At 64.0% G+C, this 16,097-nt stretch carries 12 protein-coding genes; 6 read left to right on the forward strand and 6 right to left on the reverse strand.

Going from position 1 to position 16,097, the window contains the following annotated elements; all coding sequences use genetic code 11:
* Window positions 1-16: 16 nt before the first annotated feature.
* Window positions 17-262, reverse strand: a complete 246-nt coding sequence (locus ACODRW_RS07790) for a YbeD family protein (protein ID WP_370445189.1) — start codon at window positions 260-262, stop codon at window positions 17-19.
* A gap of 349 nt (window positions 263-611) precedes the next feature.
* Window positions 612-1,757, reverse strand: coding sequence for a D-alanyl-D-alanine carboxypeptidase family protein (locus ACODRW_RS07795; RefSeq protein ID WP_107798629.1), 1,146 nt, complete (start codon window positions 1,755-1,757; stop codon window positions 612-614).
* A 228-nt stretch (window positions 1,758-1,985) separates the two neighbouring features.
* Here ACODRW_RS07795 and ilvA point away from each other — a divergent pair, with 228 nt between their 5' ends.
* Entirely contained in the window at window positions 1,986-3,515 is a 1,530-nt protein-coding gene (gene ilvA, locus ACODRW_RS07800) for a threonine ammonia-lyase, biosynthetic (protein ID WP_227104302.1), read from the forward strand.
* A 63-nt stretch (window positions 3,516-3,578) separates the two neighbouring features.
* Window positions 3,579-4,226 (forward strand): HAD family hydrolase, encoded by a 648-nt coding sequence (locus ACODRW_RS07805; RefSeq protein ID WP_107798630.1) that lies wholly within the window; start codon window positions 3,579-3,581, stop codon window positions 4,224-4,226.
* Window positions 4,227-4,290: 64 nt separating this feature from the next.
* Here ACODRW_RS07805 and ACODRW_RS07810 read toward each other — a convergent pair whose 3' ends face one another.
* The gene (locus tag ACODRW_RS07810) at window positions 4,291-5,421 is read right to left on the reverse strand and encodes a M14 family metallopeptidase (RefSeq protein ID WP_235087429.1); all 1,131 of its coding nucleotides are present in this window, start codon (window positions 5,419-5,421) and stop codon (window positions 4,291-4,293) included.
* A 139-nt stretch (window positions 5,422-5,560) separates the two neighbouring features.
* On the reverse strand, window positions 5,561-6,115 hold the full coding sequence (locus ACODRW_RS07815; RefSeq protein ID WP_019101299.1) for a phasin family protein: 555 nt from the start codon (window positions 6,113-6,115) through the stop codon (window positions 5,561-5,563).
* 200 nt (window positions 6,116-6,315) lie between these two features.
* On the opposite strand from ACODRW_RS07815, the gene phaR reads away from it, so the two are divergent.
* Together phaR and ACODRW_RS07825 are read left to right on the forward strand one after the other, a co-directional pair.
* Window positions 6,316-6,879, forward strand: coding sequence for a polyhydroxyalkanoate synthesis repressor PhaR (phaR, locus tag ACODRW_RS07820; protein ID WP_107798632.1), 564 nt, complete (start codon window positions 6,316-6,318; stop codon window positions 6,877-6,879).
* 293 nt (window positions 6,880-7,172) lie between these two features.
* Window positions 7,173-8,474 (forward strand): tetratricopeptide repeat protein, encoded by a 1,302-nt coding sequence (locus ACODRW_RS07825; RefSeq protein WP_488905464.1) that lies wholly within the window; start codon window positions 7,173-7,175, stop codon window positions 8,472-8,474.
* Window positions 8,475-8,499: 25 nt separating this feature from the next.
* Here the strand turns inward: ACODRW_RS07825 and ACODRW_RS07830 are convergent, their stop codons facing one another.
* On the reverse strand, window positions 8,500-9,027 hold the full coding sequence (locus tag ACODRW_RS07830) for a TIGR00645 family protein (RefSeq protein WP_107798634.1): 528 nt from the start codon (window positions 9,025-9,027) through the stop codon (window positions 8,500-8,502).
* Between the two features lie 380 nt (window positions 9,028-9,407).
* On the opposite strand from ACODRW_RS07830, the gene rimO reads away from it, so the two are divergent.
* Window positions 9,408-10,733 carry a 30S ribosomal protein S12 methylthiotransferase RimO gene (gene rimO, locus ACODRW_RS07835; RefSeq protein WP_107801704.1) on the forward strand — a complete coding sequence of 442 codons (1,326 nt, stop codon included), beginning with the start codon at window positions 9,408-9,410 and terminating at the stop codon, window positions 10,731-10,733.
* A gap of 60 nt (window positions 10,734-10,793) precedes the next feature.
* On the opposite strand, the gene hypF is transcribed toward rimO, so the two are convergent.
* The gene (hypF, locus tag ACODRW_RS07840) at window positions 10,794-13,085 is read right to left on the reverse strand and encodes a carbamoyltransferase HypF (protein ID WP_107798635.1); all 2,292 of its coding nucleotides are present in this window, start codon (window positions 13,083-13,085) and stop codon (window positions 10,794-10,796) included.
* Window positions 13,086-13,579: 494 nt separating this feature from the next.
* Between hypF and ACODRW_RS07845 the strand changes: the two genes are divergently transcribed.
* Window positions 13,580-16,075: an EAL domain-containing protein gene (locus tag ACODRW_RS07845; protein ID WP_488905465.1), complete on the forward strand. Its 2,496-nt coding sequence runs from the start codon at window positions 13,580-13,582 to the stop codon at window positions 16,073-16,075.
* The last annotated feature ends 22 nt before the right edge of the window (window positions 16,076-16,097 follow it).

Here is a 16,097-nt window from a genome sequence, read left to right on the forward strand (position 1 = left end):
GGCAATCTCCAGGTGCTTAAAGCACCATTTTCACCATCGGATGGCCGGTCAGCGACAGATAGATATTGTCCAGCTGTTGACGCGAGGTGGCGGTGACGGTGACGGTCAGCGCGTAAAAGCGGCCGTTGGCGCTTTCGCGCAGCGTCACGTCGTGGTCGGCCAGGTCGGGCGCGTTGACGCGGACGACCTCGGTGATGGTGAGGACGAAATCCTCGTGACGCTCGCCCATCACCTTGATGGGGAAGCGACAGGGGAATTCCATGAGTTCCTGTTTTTCAGACATATGCAATCAAATCCGCTAAGAACGTGTTTACGATTGCGTGAGCAAGAGCGAGACAAGGCGAAAACAGTTGAGAAAGCGGAGTGTACACACGGTACATGAGCATTTCGAAGCGGTTTTCAACGCGGTATCGCCGAAGCGCAGCAGATCGTAAACAGGTTCTAAAGACGCCGAACCCGAAACGGGCAAAGGCGCAGCAGCCAGTTGTACTGCAAACCGGGCCGCCCGCGCCAATACATTTTACGGTCGTCTTTATTACTAAAACGTCACATCATAATACAGCCGCGGCGTCCGGGCGATGCCCGGCGCAGCGATTAACGGCGGACGCCGTTTATTTCCAGCCCAGCATCAGCTTGATGCTGTCCCACAGCCGGCTGAAGAAGCCGCCTTCTTCCACCGCCTTCAAGGCCACCACCGGGCGCTCGAACAGCGGCTTGCCGTCCAGCGACACCACCAGCTTGCCCACCACCTGGCCGGCTTTGACCGGGGCGATCAAGGGCTGCATGGTGGTCAGATCGGCCTTGAGCTTGGCGGCCTGGCCCTTGGCCACGGTGGCGTAGACGTCGCTGGCGAAGCCGACGGACACGGTTTTGGCCGCGCCCTTGTAGATGGGCAGCTCGGACACCGGCTTGGCGCCGCTATACAGTTTGGGCGTATCGTAAAACTGCAAGCCGTAGTTGAGCAGCTTGGAGCTTTCCACCGCGCGCGCCTCCGGGCTGGCGGTGCCCACCACCACCGAAATCACGCGACGGCCGTCGCGGTGGCTGGTGGTGATCATATTGTAGCCGGCGCTGTCGGTGTAGCCGGTCTTCATGCCGTCGACGTTGGGGTCGCGGTAGAGCAGCAGGTTGCGGTTGGGCTGCTTGATGTTGTTGTAGGTGAAGGACTTGATCGAGTAGATCGGGTAGAACTCCGGGAAGTCGCGGATCAGCGCGCCGGCCAGGATGCCCAGATCGTGCACGGTGGTGTAGTGCTCGGGATTGGGCAGGCCGGTGGCGTTGCGGAACTGGGTGTTCTTCATGCCCAGTTTCTGTGCCTGCTGGGTCATCACCTGGGCGAAGACTTCCTCGCTGCCGGCGATGGCTTCAGCCAGCGTCACGCAGGCGTCGTTGCCGGATTGCACGATCATGCCCTTGATCAGGTCGTCGACCTTGGCCGGCACCTTGGGATCCAGGAACATGCGCGAGCCTTCGGTTTTCCAGCCCTTTTGCGACACCGTCAGCGTCTGTTCCAGAGTCAGCCGTTTTTCCTTCAGCGCCTTGAAGGTGAGGTAGGCGGTCATCAGCTTGGTCAGCGAGGCCGGCTCCACGCGGGAGTCCGGGTCGCGCTCGGCCAGCACTTGCCCGCTGTTGAAGTCGGTCAGGTAATAAGCCTTGCCGGCGATTTCGGGCGCGGGCGGCAGAAAGGCGGCGGAGGCGAAAGAGACGGACGGCAGCGCGATCGCCGCTGCCGTGAGAATGCTGGTGAATGTTTTCATTGTTCCTATGGGCAACGCTGGGGGTTGAGGTCCAAATAGTAGCCGTTGATTATACACGCGGATTGCCGTCCGGTTGCCGCGAAGTGGGGATTTTCTGCGGGCGGGGCGGACGGAGCCGTTGCGATACCGCAATGCAACAATCCAATATTATCAAGGCTTCCCGTCTGCTTGGAGTTCCTGCTACTCTGGCAGTTCAAGCAAAATAATGATCGGGACAAAGGCTTTGCCATGCAAGAGAAGCAAGACTATCTGGAACGCATCCTGACGTCGCGGGTTTACGACGTCGCCATCGAAACGCCGCTGGAGCTGGCGCCCAATCTGTCGCGCCGCTATCGCAACACGATTCTGCTCAAGCGCGAGGATCTGCAGCCGGTGTTCTCCTTCAAGCTGCGCGGCGCTTACAACAAGATGGCCAAGCTCAGCGCGGAACAGCGCGCGCGCGGCGTGATCACCGCCAGCGCCGGCAACCACGCGCAGGGCGTGGCCTTGTCCGCCAGCCGGCTGGGCTGCGCGGCCACCATCGTGATGCCGGTGACCACGCCGCAGATCAAGATAGACGCGGTCAAGCAATACGGCGGCCAGGTGGTGCTGCATGGCGATTCCTTCAACGAAGCCTTCCACCACGCGACTGAATTGGCCGCGCAAAACGGCATGACTTATATTCCGCCGTTCGACGACCCGGACGTGATCGCCGGCCAGGGCACCATAGGCATGGAGATTCTGCGCCAGCACCCGGACGGCTTGAACGCCGTCTTCGTCGCCATCGGCGGCGGCGGCCTGGCCGCCGGCATCTCCAGCTTCATCAAGCGGCTCAAGCCGGAGATCAAGGTGATAGGCGTGCAGCCGGTGGATTCCGACGCCATGCGCCAATCCATCGCCAAGGGCGAGCGCGTGGAGTTGAAGGACGTGGGCCTGTTCGCCGACGGGGTGGCGGTCAAGCTGGTGGGCGAGGAGACTTTCCGCATTTGCCGCGAGCTGCTGGACGAGATCATCCTGGTGGACACCGACGCCATCTGCGCGGCGATCAAGGACATCTTCGAAGACACCCGCTCCATCGTGGAGCCGGCGGGCGCCTTGGCGGTGGCCGGCGCCAAGGCTTACGTGGAGCGCGAAGGCTGCGTGGACCAGACCCTGGTGGCGATCTCCTGCGGCGCCAATATGAATTTCGACCGCCTGCGCCATGTGTCCGAGCGTTCCGAACTGGGCGAGCGGCGCGAGGCCGTCATCGCGGTGACCATTCCGGAAAAGCCGGGCAGCTTCAAGCGCTTCTGTACCGTGATAGGCGGCCGCAACATCACCGAATTCAATTACCGCTTCGCCGATCCCGGCACCGCCCATGTCTTCGTCGGCGTGCAGATCAGCGGCAAACAGGACCTGGAGAACATACTCTCCAGCCTGAACGCGCATGAGCTGGACAGCATCGATCTGACCGACAACGAATTGGCCAAGCTGCACATCCGTCATCTGGTGGGCGGTCACGCGCCGCAGCTCAAGGACGAGCGAGTGCTGCGCTTCGAGTTTCCGGACCGCCCGGGCGCGCTGATGCGTTTCCTGGAGGCGATGAGCGTGGACTGGAACATCAGCCTGTTCCATTATCGCAATCACGGCGCCGATTACGGCCGCGTGCTGGTGGGCATACAGGTGCCGGCCAGCGACGACGCGGAGTTCCAGCGCTTCCTCGACAATCTGGGCTATCCCTATGTCGAGGAAACCCAGAACCCGGCCTACAAGCTGTTCCTGGGCAAGACCATACGTTGAACCGGGCCGGCGGGCTGCTTGTGGTCGGCAGCCTGACGCCGCGCTCCTTCTTTGAAGCGAATCATGATCAAGGCAGTTCTATTCGATCTGGACGGCACCTTGGCCGACACCGCGCGCGATCTGGGCGCCGCGCTCAACCGCCTGCTGGCCGAGGAAGGCCTGCCGCCGCAGCCGTACGCGGCGGTGCGTCCCATCGCCAGCCACGGCGCGCGCGGGCTGGTCAGCCTGGGCTTCGGCATCGACCGCGAGCACCCGCGTTTCGAGGAATATCGCTTGCGCTTTCTGGATCACTACGAGCACAGCTTCGCCGACGAGACCGTCCTGTTCGACGGCGTCAACGGCCTGATCCAGGGCTTGATGGACAAGGGCTTGCTGTGGGGCATCATCACCAATAAGCCGATGCGCTTCACCGACCGTCTGGTGCCTTCGCTGCCTTTCATCGCGGCGCCGGCGGTGACGGTCAGCGGCGACACCGTGGGCGTGCCCAAACCGGATCCGCGGCCGATGCGCTTCGCCGCCGAGCGGATCGGCATCGCGCCTGAGCATTGCCTGTACGTGGGCGACGCCGAGCGCGACATCGCCGCCGGCCGCAGCGTGGGCATGAAGACGGTGTTGGCCAATTGGGGTTACATCGCCGACAGCGACCGGCCGGCGGAGTGGGGCGCCGACATCGCCATCGATCATCCGCTGCAATTGCTGGATCACGTTTAAGCGGCAATGGAAATGAAAAAAGCCACGGTTCTCCGTGGCTTTTTTGGTTTCGGCCTGGTGATTCTCAGGCGCGCAGGTTCTGCGCTATCGCATAGATGGGCGACAAGGCCGCCTCGCCCAGGCGCAGGCTGCGCTGGCCGCTCCAGCCGAAGTCGTCGTCCGGCAGATTGGCGTTGTCCTTGAACGGCATCTCCAGCGTGAAGGCGAGACAGCCGAAGTGTTCGCATACCCAGTTGGTGGCGATGGTCATATTGGCCTTGCCCGGCGCGTTGCGCGGGTAGCCGTGCTCGGTCTGGTAGTCCGGGCTGGCCAGCAGCAGGTGGTGGCGGAACTGATCGGCCAGGGTTTCCAGGCGCTCGTTCCACGATGGCACGCCTTCGGTGCCGGCCAGGAACACATAAGGAATGTTCTCGTCGCCGTGGATGTCCAGGAACAGGTCCACGCCGGTTTCCTGCATCTTGTTGCGCACCGCCAGCACTTCCGGGCTGGTCTCCGCGCTGGGGGCCGCCCATTCGCGGTTCAGGTTGGCGCCGGCGGCGTTGGTGCGCAGATTGCCCAGCACCGAGCCGTCCGGGTTCATATTGGGCACCACGTAGAAAGTGGCGCGGTCCAGCAGCGCGCGGCTGGTGGGATCCTGCGGGTCCAGCAGGCGGTTGAGCAGGCCTTCGATGAACCATTCGGCCATGGTTTCGCCCGGATGCTGACGGGCGATGATCCAGATCTTGAGATCCGATTCCACCTCGTGGCCTATGGTCAGCAGATTGATGTCGCGCTGCTGCACGGTAAAGCCCAGGTCGCTGACCTGGCACAGGCCGGAGCCCTGCGCCTGACCGATCAGGTTCAGATGCTGGTCGTAGGAATAGGGTTCGAAATAGGCGTAGTAGATGCTGCCGGACAGCGGCACGTGATCTATCGTCATCACGCCGTTTTCGTAGTGGGTGGGCACGCGGAACCAGTTGATGCGGTCGTAGGAGGCCACCGCCTGGTAGTCGACCCAGCCGTCCGGATAGGCGCTTTCGCCGGCGTTCAGGAAATTGAAGGTGCAGTGCTGATAAGCGGCGCCTTGCACGCGGAAGTAGAACCACTGGGCGAAATCGGCCGCATTGTCGCGGCGGATGCGCAGTTGGATGTCTTCGTAGTTGTCGGCGGAGACGATCTCGATGCTGCCGGCGTCAAAATTGCTGCTGATTTTCATGCGCTGAACCTATTGGTTTCCTGAAACGTGCTTAAGGCGGAGATTGTAAACCTGTCGCCGCTCACATGCCATCCTCAGGCGCAAGGCAAAGAAAAACCCCGTCGGCTGGACGGGGTTGCGCTTTAGCCTGAAACTGGACTTAAGCGGTGGGCGCGCGCTTGCTGGCGGTCTTCACCGCGTCGGCGGTGGCGCTGGTGGCGGCCTTGACGCTGCTGTCGGTGAACTCCACCACTTGCTGGGCGGCTTTGCTGAAGGTGTTGACCGCGGCGGCTGCGGCGGCTACCGAGCTTTTCACCGCGTTCAGCGCGGCGTCGGAGCCGGCCGGAGCGTTTTTGGCTGCGGACTCGATCGCGCCGATCAGCGACTTGTTGAAGCTGCCCAGGTTTTCTTCGGCCAGCTTGGTCAGTTCGCTTTGAGCGGAGGAAACGATGTCGTACAGATTGCGGGAATTGGCCAGAGCGGTGTCGATGTTCTGGGTGGCCAGCTTGTTCAGGTGGCTAACCGCTTCTTGCGGGTCGGTCACGCCGCTCAGCTGCTTGGCGATTTTGACGTTTTCTTCCAGCGACTGCTTGGAGATTTCCAAGTTCAGCTTGACCAGGCGCTCGGCGCTATCCAGAGTGATTTGCGAAAAGCGGAAAATGGTTTCCAGACCGTTCAGGGACAGCTTGTTCAGTTGCTCATTGCTGATGGACATAATGTATTCCTCCGCTGTGGGGTGAGACCTTAAAAGGAGATAGTCTGAATCAAAAATTTTGCACTGCACAATGACGAGTAAATGTATCATGCATTGCAGCAAAATTGGGAGCACTGACTGAAGATTTACTCTAGCGTGTTGTATTTATGATAAATTGCCGGCACACGGCACACCGTACCAAAATAAACCGGGAGCGTTACATGAGTGTTGAAAAGCGGGTCATCAAAAAGTACCCGAACCGCCGGCTGTACGATACCGCCACCAGTTCCTACATCACCTTGGGGGATGTGAAGCAATTGGTGCTTGATAATGTGGACATTCAAGTCGTCGACGCCAAGAGCCAAGAGGACATCACCCGCAGTGTGCTGTTGCAGATCATCCTGGAGGAGGAGAACGGCGGCATGCCGATGTTCAGCTACGAGGTGCTGACCCAGTTCATCCGCTCCTACGGCCAGGCCATGCAGGGCATGATGGGGCCCTTCCTGGAGAACAATCTGCAACTGTTCGCCCAGCTGCAGCAGAAAATGCAGGAACAAACCCGCGCGATTTACGGCGACAACACCATGTTGAACGCCAATCTGTGGGGCGAGTTCATGAAATTTCAGGGGCCGGCGGTGCAGAACATGATGGCCAACTACATGGAACAGAGCACCAGCATGTTCCTGGACATGCAGAATCGGATGCAGGAACAGACCAAGCAACTGTTCGGCGGTTTCGCCTTCCCGGCTTACAAGCAGGGCGAGGACGACAAGGACCCGTCCTAAAGAGCGCGTGTACGATCTCGCGAGCCAGCGAGACAAGGCGTTTTCAACGTCGTATCGCGCGCAGCGCAGCAGATCGCAAACAGACTCTAAGGCGCAGGCGGCCGGCTGGAACGGCCGCCTGTCCGTTTCCATCCGCCGCTTGCCCCCGGAGGGCTTGCCATGCCGATTCCCGCATGTTGGATGCCGGGCGCCGTTAGCGGCGCCCGCTACTCTTGCACGGCGTCCGCCGTGTTTCGATTTTCCCCGTTTCCCATTGACGACTCTAGCCGGCCGGGCCGGCAAGGCGCCGCGCCATGTCCGCCGAAGCGCTGAGCGCCTGCCTGCGCGCGGCGCAGCGCAGCCATCTGGACGGCGACTGGGCCGAGGCGGAGCGGGCTTATCGCGCCTGCCTGCGCGATTGGCCCGCGTGCGCCGCGGCCAAATCCTTTCTGGCTTTCCTCTTGCTGCAGACGCAGCGCCCGGCCGAGGCCGAAGTCTGGCTGAGCGAGGCGATCGCCGCGGAGGCGGGCCATGCGGACTGGCATTTCAGCCTGGGCATGGCTCAGGCGCGGCAGGGCCGTTCGGGCGACGCGCGGCGAGCTTTCGCCGCGGCCGCGGCGCTGGACGGCGGCCAGCCCATGTATTGGACCAATCTGGCCGCCGCCTGCGAGCAGGACGGCGATTTCGCCGCCGCGGAACAGGCGTGCCGGCAAGCGCTGAGCGCGGACGCCGGCTGCGCCGACGCGCACTTCCTGCTGGCCGGCCTGTGTTTGCGACAGGAGCGCCATGCCGAGGCGCGGCGCCACAATGCGTTGGGCATCGTGGCCCAGCCGGCCGCGCATGGGCCGATCGCGCGCATCGAGGCGCATTGCGAGCTGGATCAGCGCGACGCGGCCCTGGCCTTGTTGCATGACTGGCTGGCGCAAGCGCCGGACGATCCGGTGGCCTTGCATCTGTTGGCCGCCTGCGGCGGCGCGGAGCCGCCGCCGCAGTGCAGCCCGGAATTCATCCGGCGGACTTTCGACGCCAACGCCGAGGCGTTTGACGCCACCCTGACCAACCTGCATTACCAGGGGCCGCAGTGGCTGGCGCAATGTCTGGAACGATTGGCGCCGCCGCCGGCCGCTCTGGACGCGCTGGATCTGGGCTGCGGCACCGGCCTGGCCGGCGGGGTCTTGCGGCCGTATGCGCGCCGCTTGCAGGGGGTGGATCTCAGCGGCGAAATGCTGGCGCGCGCCGCGGACAAGGGCGTGTACGACGTCTTGACCCAGGGCGACATCATCGAATTCCTGGCGACGGCTCCATTGCCGGTCGATCTGATCTGCTGCCTGGACACCCTCAGCTATTTTGGCGATCTGGAGCCGGCCCTGAACTGGATGGCGCGCGCGCTCAAACCGGGCGGCTTGCTGCTGTTCAGCATAGAGCGCGCGCCGCGGGCTCTGCCGGGCGGTCACCGGCTGCAGCCCTGCGGGCGCTATCTGCACGATCCGGACTGGGTGGAGGGGCTGCTGGCGGCGTGCGGGTTGGCGTTGCGGGAGCGCCGGGACATGATGTTGCGGGAGGAGGCGGGGTGTCCGGTGCCCGGCGCTTTCTATTGCGCCGAGCGCATGCCTTAGCCAAGGCCTCTGCGGGCGCCTGCGCTCAGTGCTTGCTTTGCATCAGCTTGTCGGTCCAGGCCATCACCAGCGCGGACAGCAGGAAGGTGCAATGGATCACCACCTGCCACATCACGCCCTGCTCGGTGAGCGGATTGCCGGGGCTGCCCAGATTGGACGCGCTGATGAAGGTTTTCAGCAGATGGATGGAGGAGATGCTGATCAGCGCCAGCGACAGCTTGGTCTTCAGCACGCCGGCGTTGACATGGGACAGCCATTCCGGCCGGTCCTCGTGGCTGTTCAGACTGTCGATCTTGGAGACGAAGGTTTCGTAGCCGCCCACCACCACCATGATCAGCAGATTGGCGATCATCACCACGTCGATCAGGCCCAGCACGATCAGCATGATCTGGGTTTCCGTCATGCTGGAGGCGTCGGCGACCAAGTGGATCAGTTCTAGCAGAAACTTATAGACGTACACCCCCTGGGCGACGATGAGGCCAAGATAGAGCGGAGCCTGCAGCCAGCGGCTGGCGAAAATCAGGGACTCCATGCGTGAAACGAGAGTTTTCATATCGGTATCGTGTGAGGGGTTGACGGCTCAGAAGCTGTTCAAAGTCTGCGGCGCGGCGGCGGGATTTTAGACGAGGGCGTTGAAACCGGCTTCGAAATGCTCATGCATCACTGCCATATTCCGCTTTACAGCCGTTGTCGCCTTGTCTCGCCCCAGCTCGCGAGACTTTGAACCGGCTCTCAGGCCTATATGGAGGCGTCGGATTTTACTATCAAGTGAGGTCTGAAAGGAGAGCGTCGCTCGGCGGCGTCCGCATCCGGCCCTGCGTCGGCGGGGTGAAAACGAATTGGGGAGCCCGCGGCGCAAACCCCTCCGAACGCTGCGCATCGCCTGTCAAATCGTTGTATACTCTCGCGTTTTTCTTCAGCAAGGCCATCATCATGGCAGACAAGATTCCAAGCATCGGCTTCGTGTCGCTGGGCTGTCCCAAAGCCTCCAGCGACTCCGAGCAGATCCTGACCCGCCTTCGCGCCGAAGGCTACGATATTTCCGGCAGTTACGCCGGCGCCGACCTGGTGGTGGTCAACACCTGCGGCTTCATCGATTCCGCCGTGGCCGAGTCCCTGGACGCGATCGGCGAAGCTCTGAACGAGAACGGCAAGGTCATCGTCACCGGCTGTCTGGGGGCCAAGGGCGATGTGGTGCGCGACGCGCATCCGTCGGTCTTGGCCGTGACCGGCCCGCACGCCACCGACGAGGTGATGAGCGCGGTGCACGCGCATCTGCCCAAGCCTCACGATCCCTTCGTCGATCTGGTGCCGGACATCGGCGTGCGGCTGACGCCCAAGCATTACGCCTATCTGAAGATTTCCGAAGGCTGCAACCATCGCTGCACCTTCTGCATCATCCCGTCCATGCGCGGCGATCTGGAAAGCCGGCCGATTCACGATGTGCTGCGCGAAGCGGAGAACCTGGCCAAGGCCGGGGTCAAGGAAATCCTGGTGATCTCGCAGGACACCTCGGCTTACGGCGTGGACACCAAGTACAAGCTGGGCTTCCACAACGGCCGTCCGGTGAAGACCCGGATGACCGAGCTGTGCGAGGAACTGGGCCGCCACGGCATTTGGGTGCGTCTGCATTACGTCTACCCGTATCCGCATGTGGACGAGGTGATTCCGCTGATGCGCGACGGCAAGATCCTGCCCTATCTGGATATCCCGTTCCAGCACGCCAGCCAGAAGGTGCTGAAGCTGATGAAGCGTCCGGCCAATAGCGACAATGTGTTGGCGCGCATCAAGAAATGGCGCGAGATCTGTCCGGAACTGGTGATCCGCTCCACCTTCATCGTCGGTTTCCCCGGCGAGACCGAGGAAGACTTCGAAGAATTGCTGAGCTTTATCCGCGAGGCGGAACTGGACCGCGTAGGCTGTTTCACCTATTCGCCGGTGGAAGGCGCCACGGCCAACGATTTGCCGAACCCGGTGCCGGAAGCGGTGAAGGAGGCGCGTAAAGAGCGTTTCATGGCGGTGCAGGAAGAGATCAGCGCCCGTCGCCTGGAGCGCCGCGTCGGCCAGACCATGCAGGTGCTGGTGGACGAGATCGACGACGAAGGCACGGCGATTTGCCGCAGCTACGCGGACGCGCCGGAGATCGACGGCCTGGTGTTCGTCGAGGACGCCGCCGGCATGCGCGCGGGCGAGTTCTATTCGGTGAAGATCGTCGATTGCAGCGAGCACGATCTGTGGGGCGAGCGCCTGTCGTCCTGATCCGCCGACAAGAGCCGATCCACGCGGCGCGTCGCTTTCTGGCGACGCGCCGTTTTCATTTCAGCTCCGGCGCAGCAGGCGCTGGCGTGCCACCCAGGCTTGGCCCAGGCTCAGACCGCCGTCGTTGGGCGGCAGCTGCTCCGCGGTCAGCGGACGCAGGCCGGCCTGCTCCAGCAGCGGCAGCAGTTGCGCCATCAACTGGCGATTGCCGCAGCAGCCGCCGGCCAGCGCCACGATGCGGGTGCCGGTGGTGCGCGCCGCCTTGATCGCCCAGTCCGCCAGCGCGGCGGCCAGCGTGGCGTGCCACAGGCTGGCGATGGCCTGGTCGTCGTCCAGCCCGCAAAGATGGCGCGCCAGCGGCGTCAGGTCCAGCAGATTGGCGCGGGTGCGCCAGCCGCCGGCCAGCGGCTCGGCCGGTCCGGCCTGAGCCTCCAGTCTTTGCGCGGCTTCGCTTTCGAAGGTTTCCACCCCGCATTGGCGGGTCAGGCCGGCGATGGCGCCGAACCAGCGGCCCAGGCTGGTGCTGTCCTGGCAGTCGCGGCGGATGGCGAGCTGCTTCTCCAATTGCTGGGCGCCGGGCTGGGCCGCCAGCCGCGGCGGCAGCGGTCCCAGTTCCAGGGTTTGCCACAAGGCCACGGCCAGCTTCCACGGCGGCAGCCGGCTGCGTCCCACGCCGGGCAGCGGCAGCGGCGAGATGTGGCCGATGCGCTCGCAGCTGTCGCCGTCCACCAGCATCATTTCACCGCCCCAGGCGCCGTTGTTGTGGCCCAGGCCGTAGCCGTCCAGCGCCAGGCCCAGCGCCGGCTCGGTCACGCCGTGTTCGGCCAGCACCGCGCCCAGGTGGGCGTGATGGTGCTGAACCCGGATCAGCGGCACCTCCCATTGCTTGGACAGGTGTTCGGCCAACAGGCTGGAGTAGGTGCCGGTTTCCAGATCGCAGGCCACCGCCTGCGGGGCGACGCCGGTGAGGTCGAGCAGATGGTCGGCCGCCTGCTGCAGCGCCTCGCAGGTCAGCGGATGGTTGAGCGCGCCGATGTATTGCGACACGAAGGCGTCCTTGCCGCGCAGCACGGTGGCGGTGGCCTTCATATAGGCGCCCAGCGCCAGCACCGGCGGGCCGTCCAGCGCCAGCGGCACCGGGTCCGGCACGAAGCCGCGCGCGCGGCGGAACAACAGCGGCCGCCGCCGTTCCAGCGACACCACGCTGTCGTCGCAACGGGTGACGATGGCGCGGTTGTGCAGCAGGAAGACGTCGGCGACCTGGTTCAGCCGTTCGCGCGCTTCCTGGTTGCCGGTGACGATGGGCTCGCCGGACAGATTGGCGCTGCTCATCACCCACAGCCGCGAGCAGGGCTGGCGCAGCCAGCTGGCGCCGCCCGGGCGGCCCAGCGCTTCGTGGAACAGCAGCCATTGCAGCGGGGTGTAGGGCAGCATCACGCCCAGCGCGGACAGGCCGGGGGCGATGTCCGGCAGCAGCTGGTCGGCTTCGGGCTTCTTGTTCAACAGCACGATGGGGCGTTCCGGGCGCTGCAGCCAGGCGGCTTCTTCCTCGCTGACGTGGCAGAGCGCGCGGATGGATTCCACGTTCAAGGCCATGATGGCCAGCGGCTTGCCGGGGCGATGCTTGAGTTGGCGCAGCCGCGACACCGCCGCCGGGCTGGCCGCGTCGCAGACCAGATGGAAGCCGCCCAGGCCTTTCATTGCGATGCTGCGGCCCATATTGAGGATTTGCACCGCGCCGACGATGGGGTCGCCGTTCAGGCTTTGGCCGAAGCGGTCGGTCAGTTGCAGCTTGGGGCCGCACACCGGGCAGGCGGTGGGCTCGGCGTGAAAGCGGCGGCTGTTCGGGTCCAGGTATTCCTGGCGGCAGACCGGGCACAGCGGAAAGGCCAGCATGCTGGTGTTGGCGCGGTCGTAAGGCAGCCGGTGGGTGACGGTGTAGCGCGGCCCGCAATCGGTGCAGTTGATGAAGGGAAAGCGGTAGCGGCGGTCGCCGGGGGTGAACAACTCCTCCACGCAGCGCGGACAGGTGGCCACGTCGGCCGGCAGCCGGGCGTGGGTGACCGCGCCGCTGCTTTCTTCTATTTGAAAGCGTTGTTCGGCGTCGCGCAGCGGGATGTCGCGTTCTTGCAGCGCGTCGATGTGCGCCAGCGGCGGCAGCCGGGTTCGCAGCGCTTGCCGGAAGGCGCTCAGCGCCTGCGGTTCGCCCTGCAGTTCCAGCGTCACGCCTTCGCCGCTGTTGCGGACAAAGCCGGTGAGGCCGCATTCGCTGGCCGTGCGCCAGATGAAGGGACGGAAGCCGACGCCTTGAACCCGGCCCTGAACCGATAGGTGGATGCGTTGTTGGCTCATGGTGCTTGTGTCGCTGTGTGGGTGGTAGGGCAGGTCATGCGCAATGCCGCCAGTCCGAGAGGCCGTTCACGATCCGCTGCGCGGTGAGTGCTGCGTTGGGAATGCCGATGTGCTAAGCATGCATTCCGCTGTCTCCGCCGCAACGCCTGGTCCCGCTCCGGCTTGAGGGATCGTCAACAGGCTCTTAGAGGTTTTGCTGCGATGCGCAATACCTTTGTCATTTCCTTGGCGAATTTAAATTCGCCGATTCTGTTGCCAGCCTAGCAGCGCTCCCCGGTCTCGCGCTTTGTCCTAGATCATGTATATGAGTATTTGACGATTTACTGAATGCAAAGGGAATGCGCTGCGGGAGGGCGGGACGGGAGCGGAGCGGAGATCTCGGGTCTCGACGCCGCTGCGGGGCGGGGCTGTTGCAATCTGACTACATGACGGCGGTTTGCATCGTTATAATGCCATTTGGAATTTTTACGTGAACAGCCCGGCTTGGATTGTTAATGTATTACTTAAAACAGTGTATAAAAGAAATCTCTAGCCCTGACATCCTGGCGTGCGCGGCGGATACGCCGCTGGCGGAAGCGGCGCGGCGCATGTTGCTGGCGGGCTGCGGCTCCATCGTGGTGCAGGATGAGGCGGGACGGCCGCTGGGGATTTGGACCGAGGCCGACGCGCTGACGCTAGACCGGCTGGACGGCGCGGCCGGCATGCGGCCGGTGGGCGGCGCGATGAGCGCGCCCTTGGTGGTGTTGCCGCACGATCTGCCGGTGAGCGAGGCGGTGGCGCTATTCCGCGAGCGCGGCATCCGGCATGCGCTGGTGGAACAGGCCGGCAAGCCGTGCGGCGTGGTGTCGCTGACCGATATCGTATTGAGTCAGGGCAGCGAATCCTTTCTGGGCGTGCGGCGGGTGGTGGCGGACCGCGCGGCGCCCTTGTGCCAGCTGGGGGCGGTGGACTCGCCGGAGCAAGCGCTGGCCCTGATGCGGCTGCAGGGCGCCACCGCCTTGGCGGTGCGCTTCGACAACGGCGACTACGGCATCCTGACTCTGCGCGACCTATTGCGGCTGCTGGCCGAGGGGCGCGCGCCGGCGACCTTGGCCGAAGCCTGCTCCTGGCCGCTGTTGGGCGTGCGCGACGGCAGCAGCCTGCTGCAGGCCAGGCAGTTGATCCTGCAGCACAAGATCCGTCATCTGGCGGTGTACGACGCCGACGGCGTTCTGCTGCAGCTGCTGGGTTTTCGCGACATCATCCAGATGGTGGAGCAGGAGTTTCTGCAGGAATTGCACTCCGCCTTGCGCGAGCGCGACGACGCGCTGCTGCATTCGCGGCGCAGCTTGTTGCTGGCGGACAAGGTGTTCGAATCGACGCTGGAAGGCATTCTGATCACCGACGGCAACGGGGTGATCCAGATGGTGAACCCGGCGTTCAGCCGCATCACCGGCTACAGCAGCCAGGAGGCGCTGGGCCGCACGCCCGCCTTGCTCAAGTCCGGCCGACAGCCGGCGGATTTCTACCAGAAGCTGTGGCAAAGCCTGAAAGAGAGCGGGGTCTGGCAAGGCGAGGTGGTCAACCGCCGCAAGGGCGGCTTGCTGTACACCGAGCATCTGAGCATTACCGCCATCCGCGACGCGGACGGCGAATGCCTGCATTACGTGGCGGTGTTCTCCGACATCACCCAGCGCAAGCAGTCCGAAGAACGGCTGCATTTTCTGGCCAATCACGACGCGCTGACCGGCTTGCCGAACCGGACGCTGTTTCTGGAGCGCTTGCAGGAGGCGATAGAGCGGGCGCCGCCGACCCAGGTCCAGTTCGCCTTGTTGTTCGTCGATCTGGACCGTTTCAAGCTGGTCAACGACACCCTGGGCCATCACGCCGGCGACGAATTGCTGGTGCGCATCGCCTCGGTGCTGTTGCAGCACGCGCCGCCGCACTCCACCGTGGCCAGGCTGTCCGGCGACGAGTTCATCCTCTTGCTGCCGACGGTGGAACGGGTCACCCAGGTGGCGGCGCTGGCGCAGCAACTGCTGGACGGCGTCACCGAGCAGTCCGGCCTGACCGGCCACGAACTGTTCATCTCGGCCAGCATAGGCATCAGCATGTATCCGGAGGACGGGGTCAGCGCGGACGCCCTGTTGGTGAACGCGGACTCGGCGATGTACCAGGCCAAGGAGCGCGGCAAGAACAATTTCCAGTTCTACACCTCGGACATGAACGCGCGGGCGATGGAGAGGCTGAAGCTGGAGTACAGCCTGCACCGCGCCTTGGCCCAAGAGGAGCTGGAGGTGTGGTATCAGCCCAAGGTGGAGTTGGCCACGCGGCGGGTGGTGGGGGCCGAGGCCTTGCTGCGTTGGCGTCATCCTGAGCTGGGCCTGATGGCGCCGGCCAAGTTCATCCCCATCGCCGAGGACGGCTCGCTGATGGTGCCGATGGGCGAATGGGTGCTGGACACCGCTTGCCGCGACTGGGCGCTGTGGCGGAGACAGGGCCTGACCCCGGGGCGGATCGCGGTCAATGTGTCCGGCCGCCAGCTCAAGTACGGCAGCTTCGCCGACACGGTGGCGCACACGCTGCGCCGGCATGGCCTGGATAGCGGCGAACTGGAGCTGGAAATCACCGAGAGCGTGGCGATGGACGAGGACTGCGGCATGGTGGAAGCCTTGCAGCGGCTGCGCGAGCTGGGCGTCTATCTGTCCATCGACGATTTCGGCACCGGCTATTCCTCGCTGTCCTATTTGAAGCGGCTGCCGGTCAAGGGCTTGAAGATAGACCGCTCCTTCATCATGGACTTGCACCATGACGGCGACGACGCCGCCATCACCCGCGCCATCATTTCCATCGGCCGCAGCCTGGGCCTGGAGTTGGTGGCCGAGGGGGTGGAGCTGGAATCGCAGCGGGACTTTCTGTTGCAGCAGGGCTGCCGTTTGGGACAGGGTTATCTGTTCAGCAAGCCGCTGCCGCGAGCCGAGTTCGAGGCGCTGCTGGCGGCGCGGGCATGAAAAACGGCGCCCATGGCGGGCG

It is taken from the genome of Chromobacterium sp. FG89 (genome assembly GCF_057808735.1).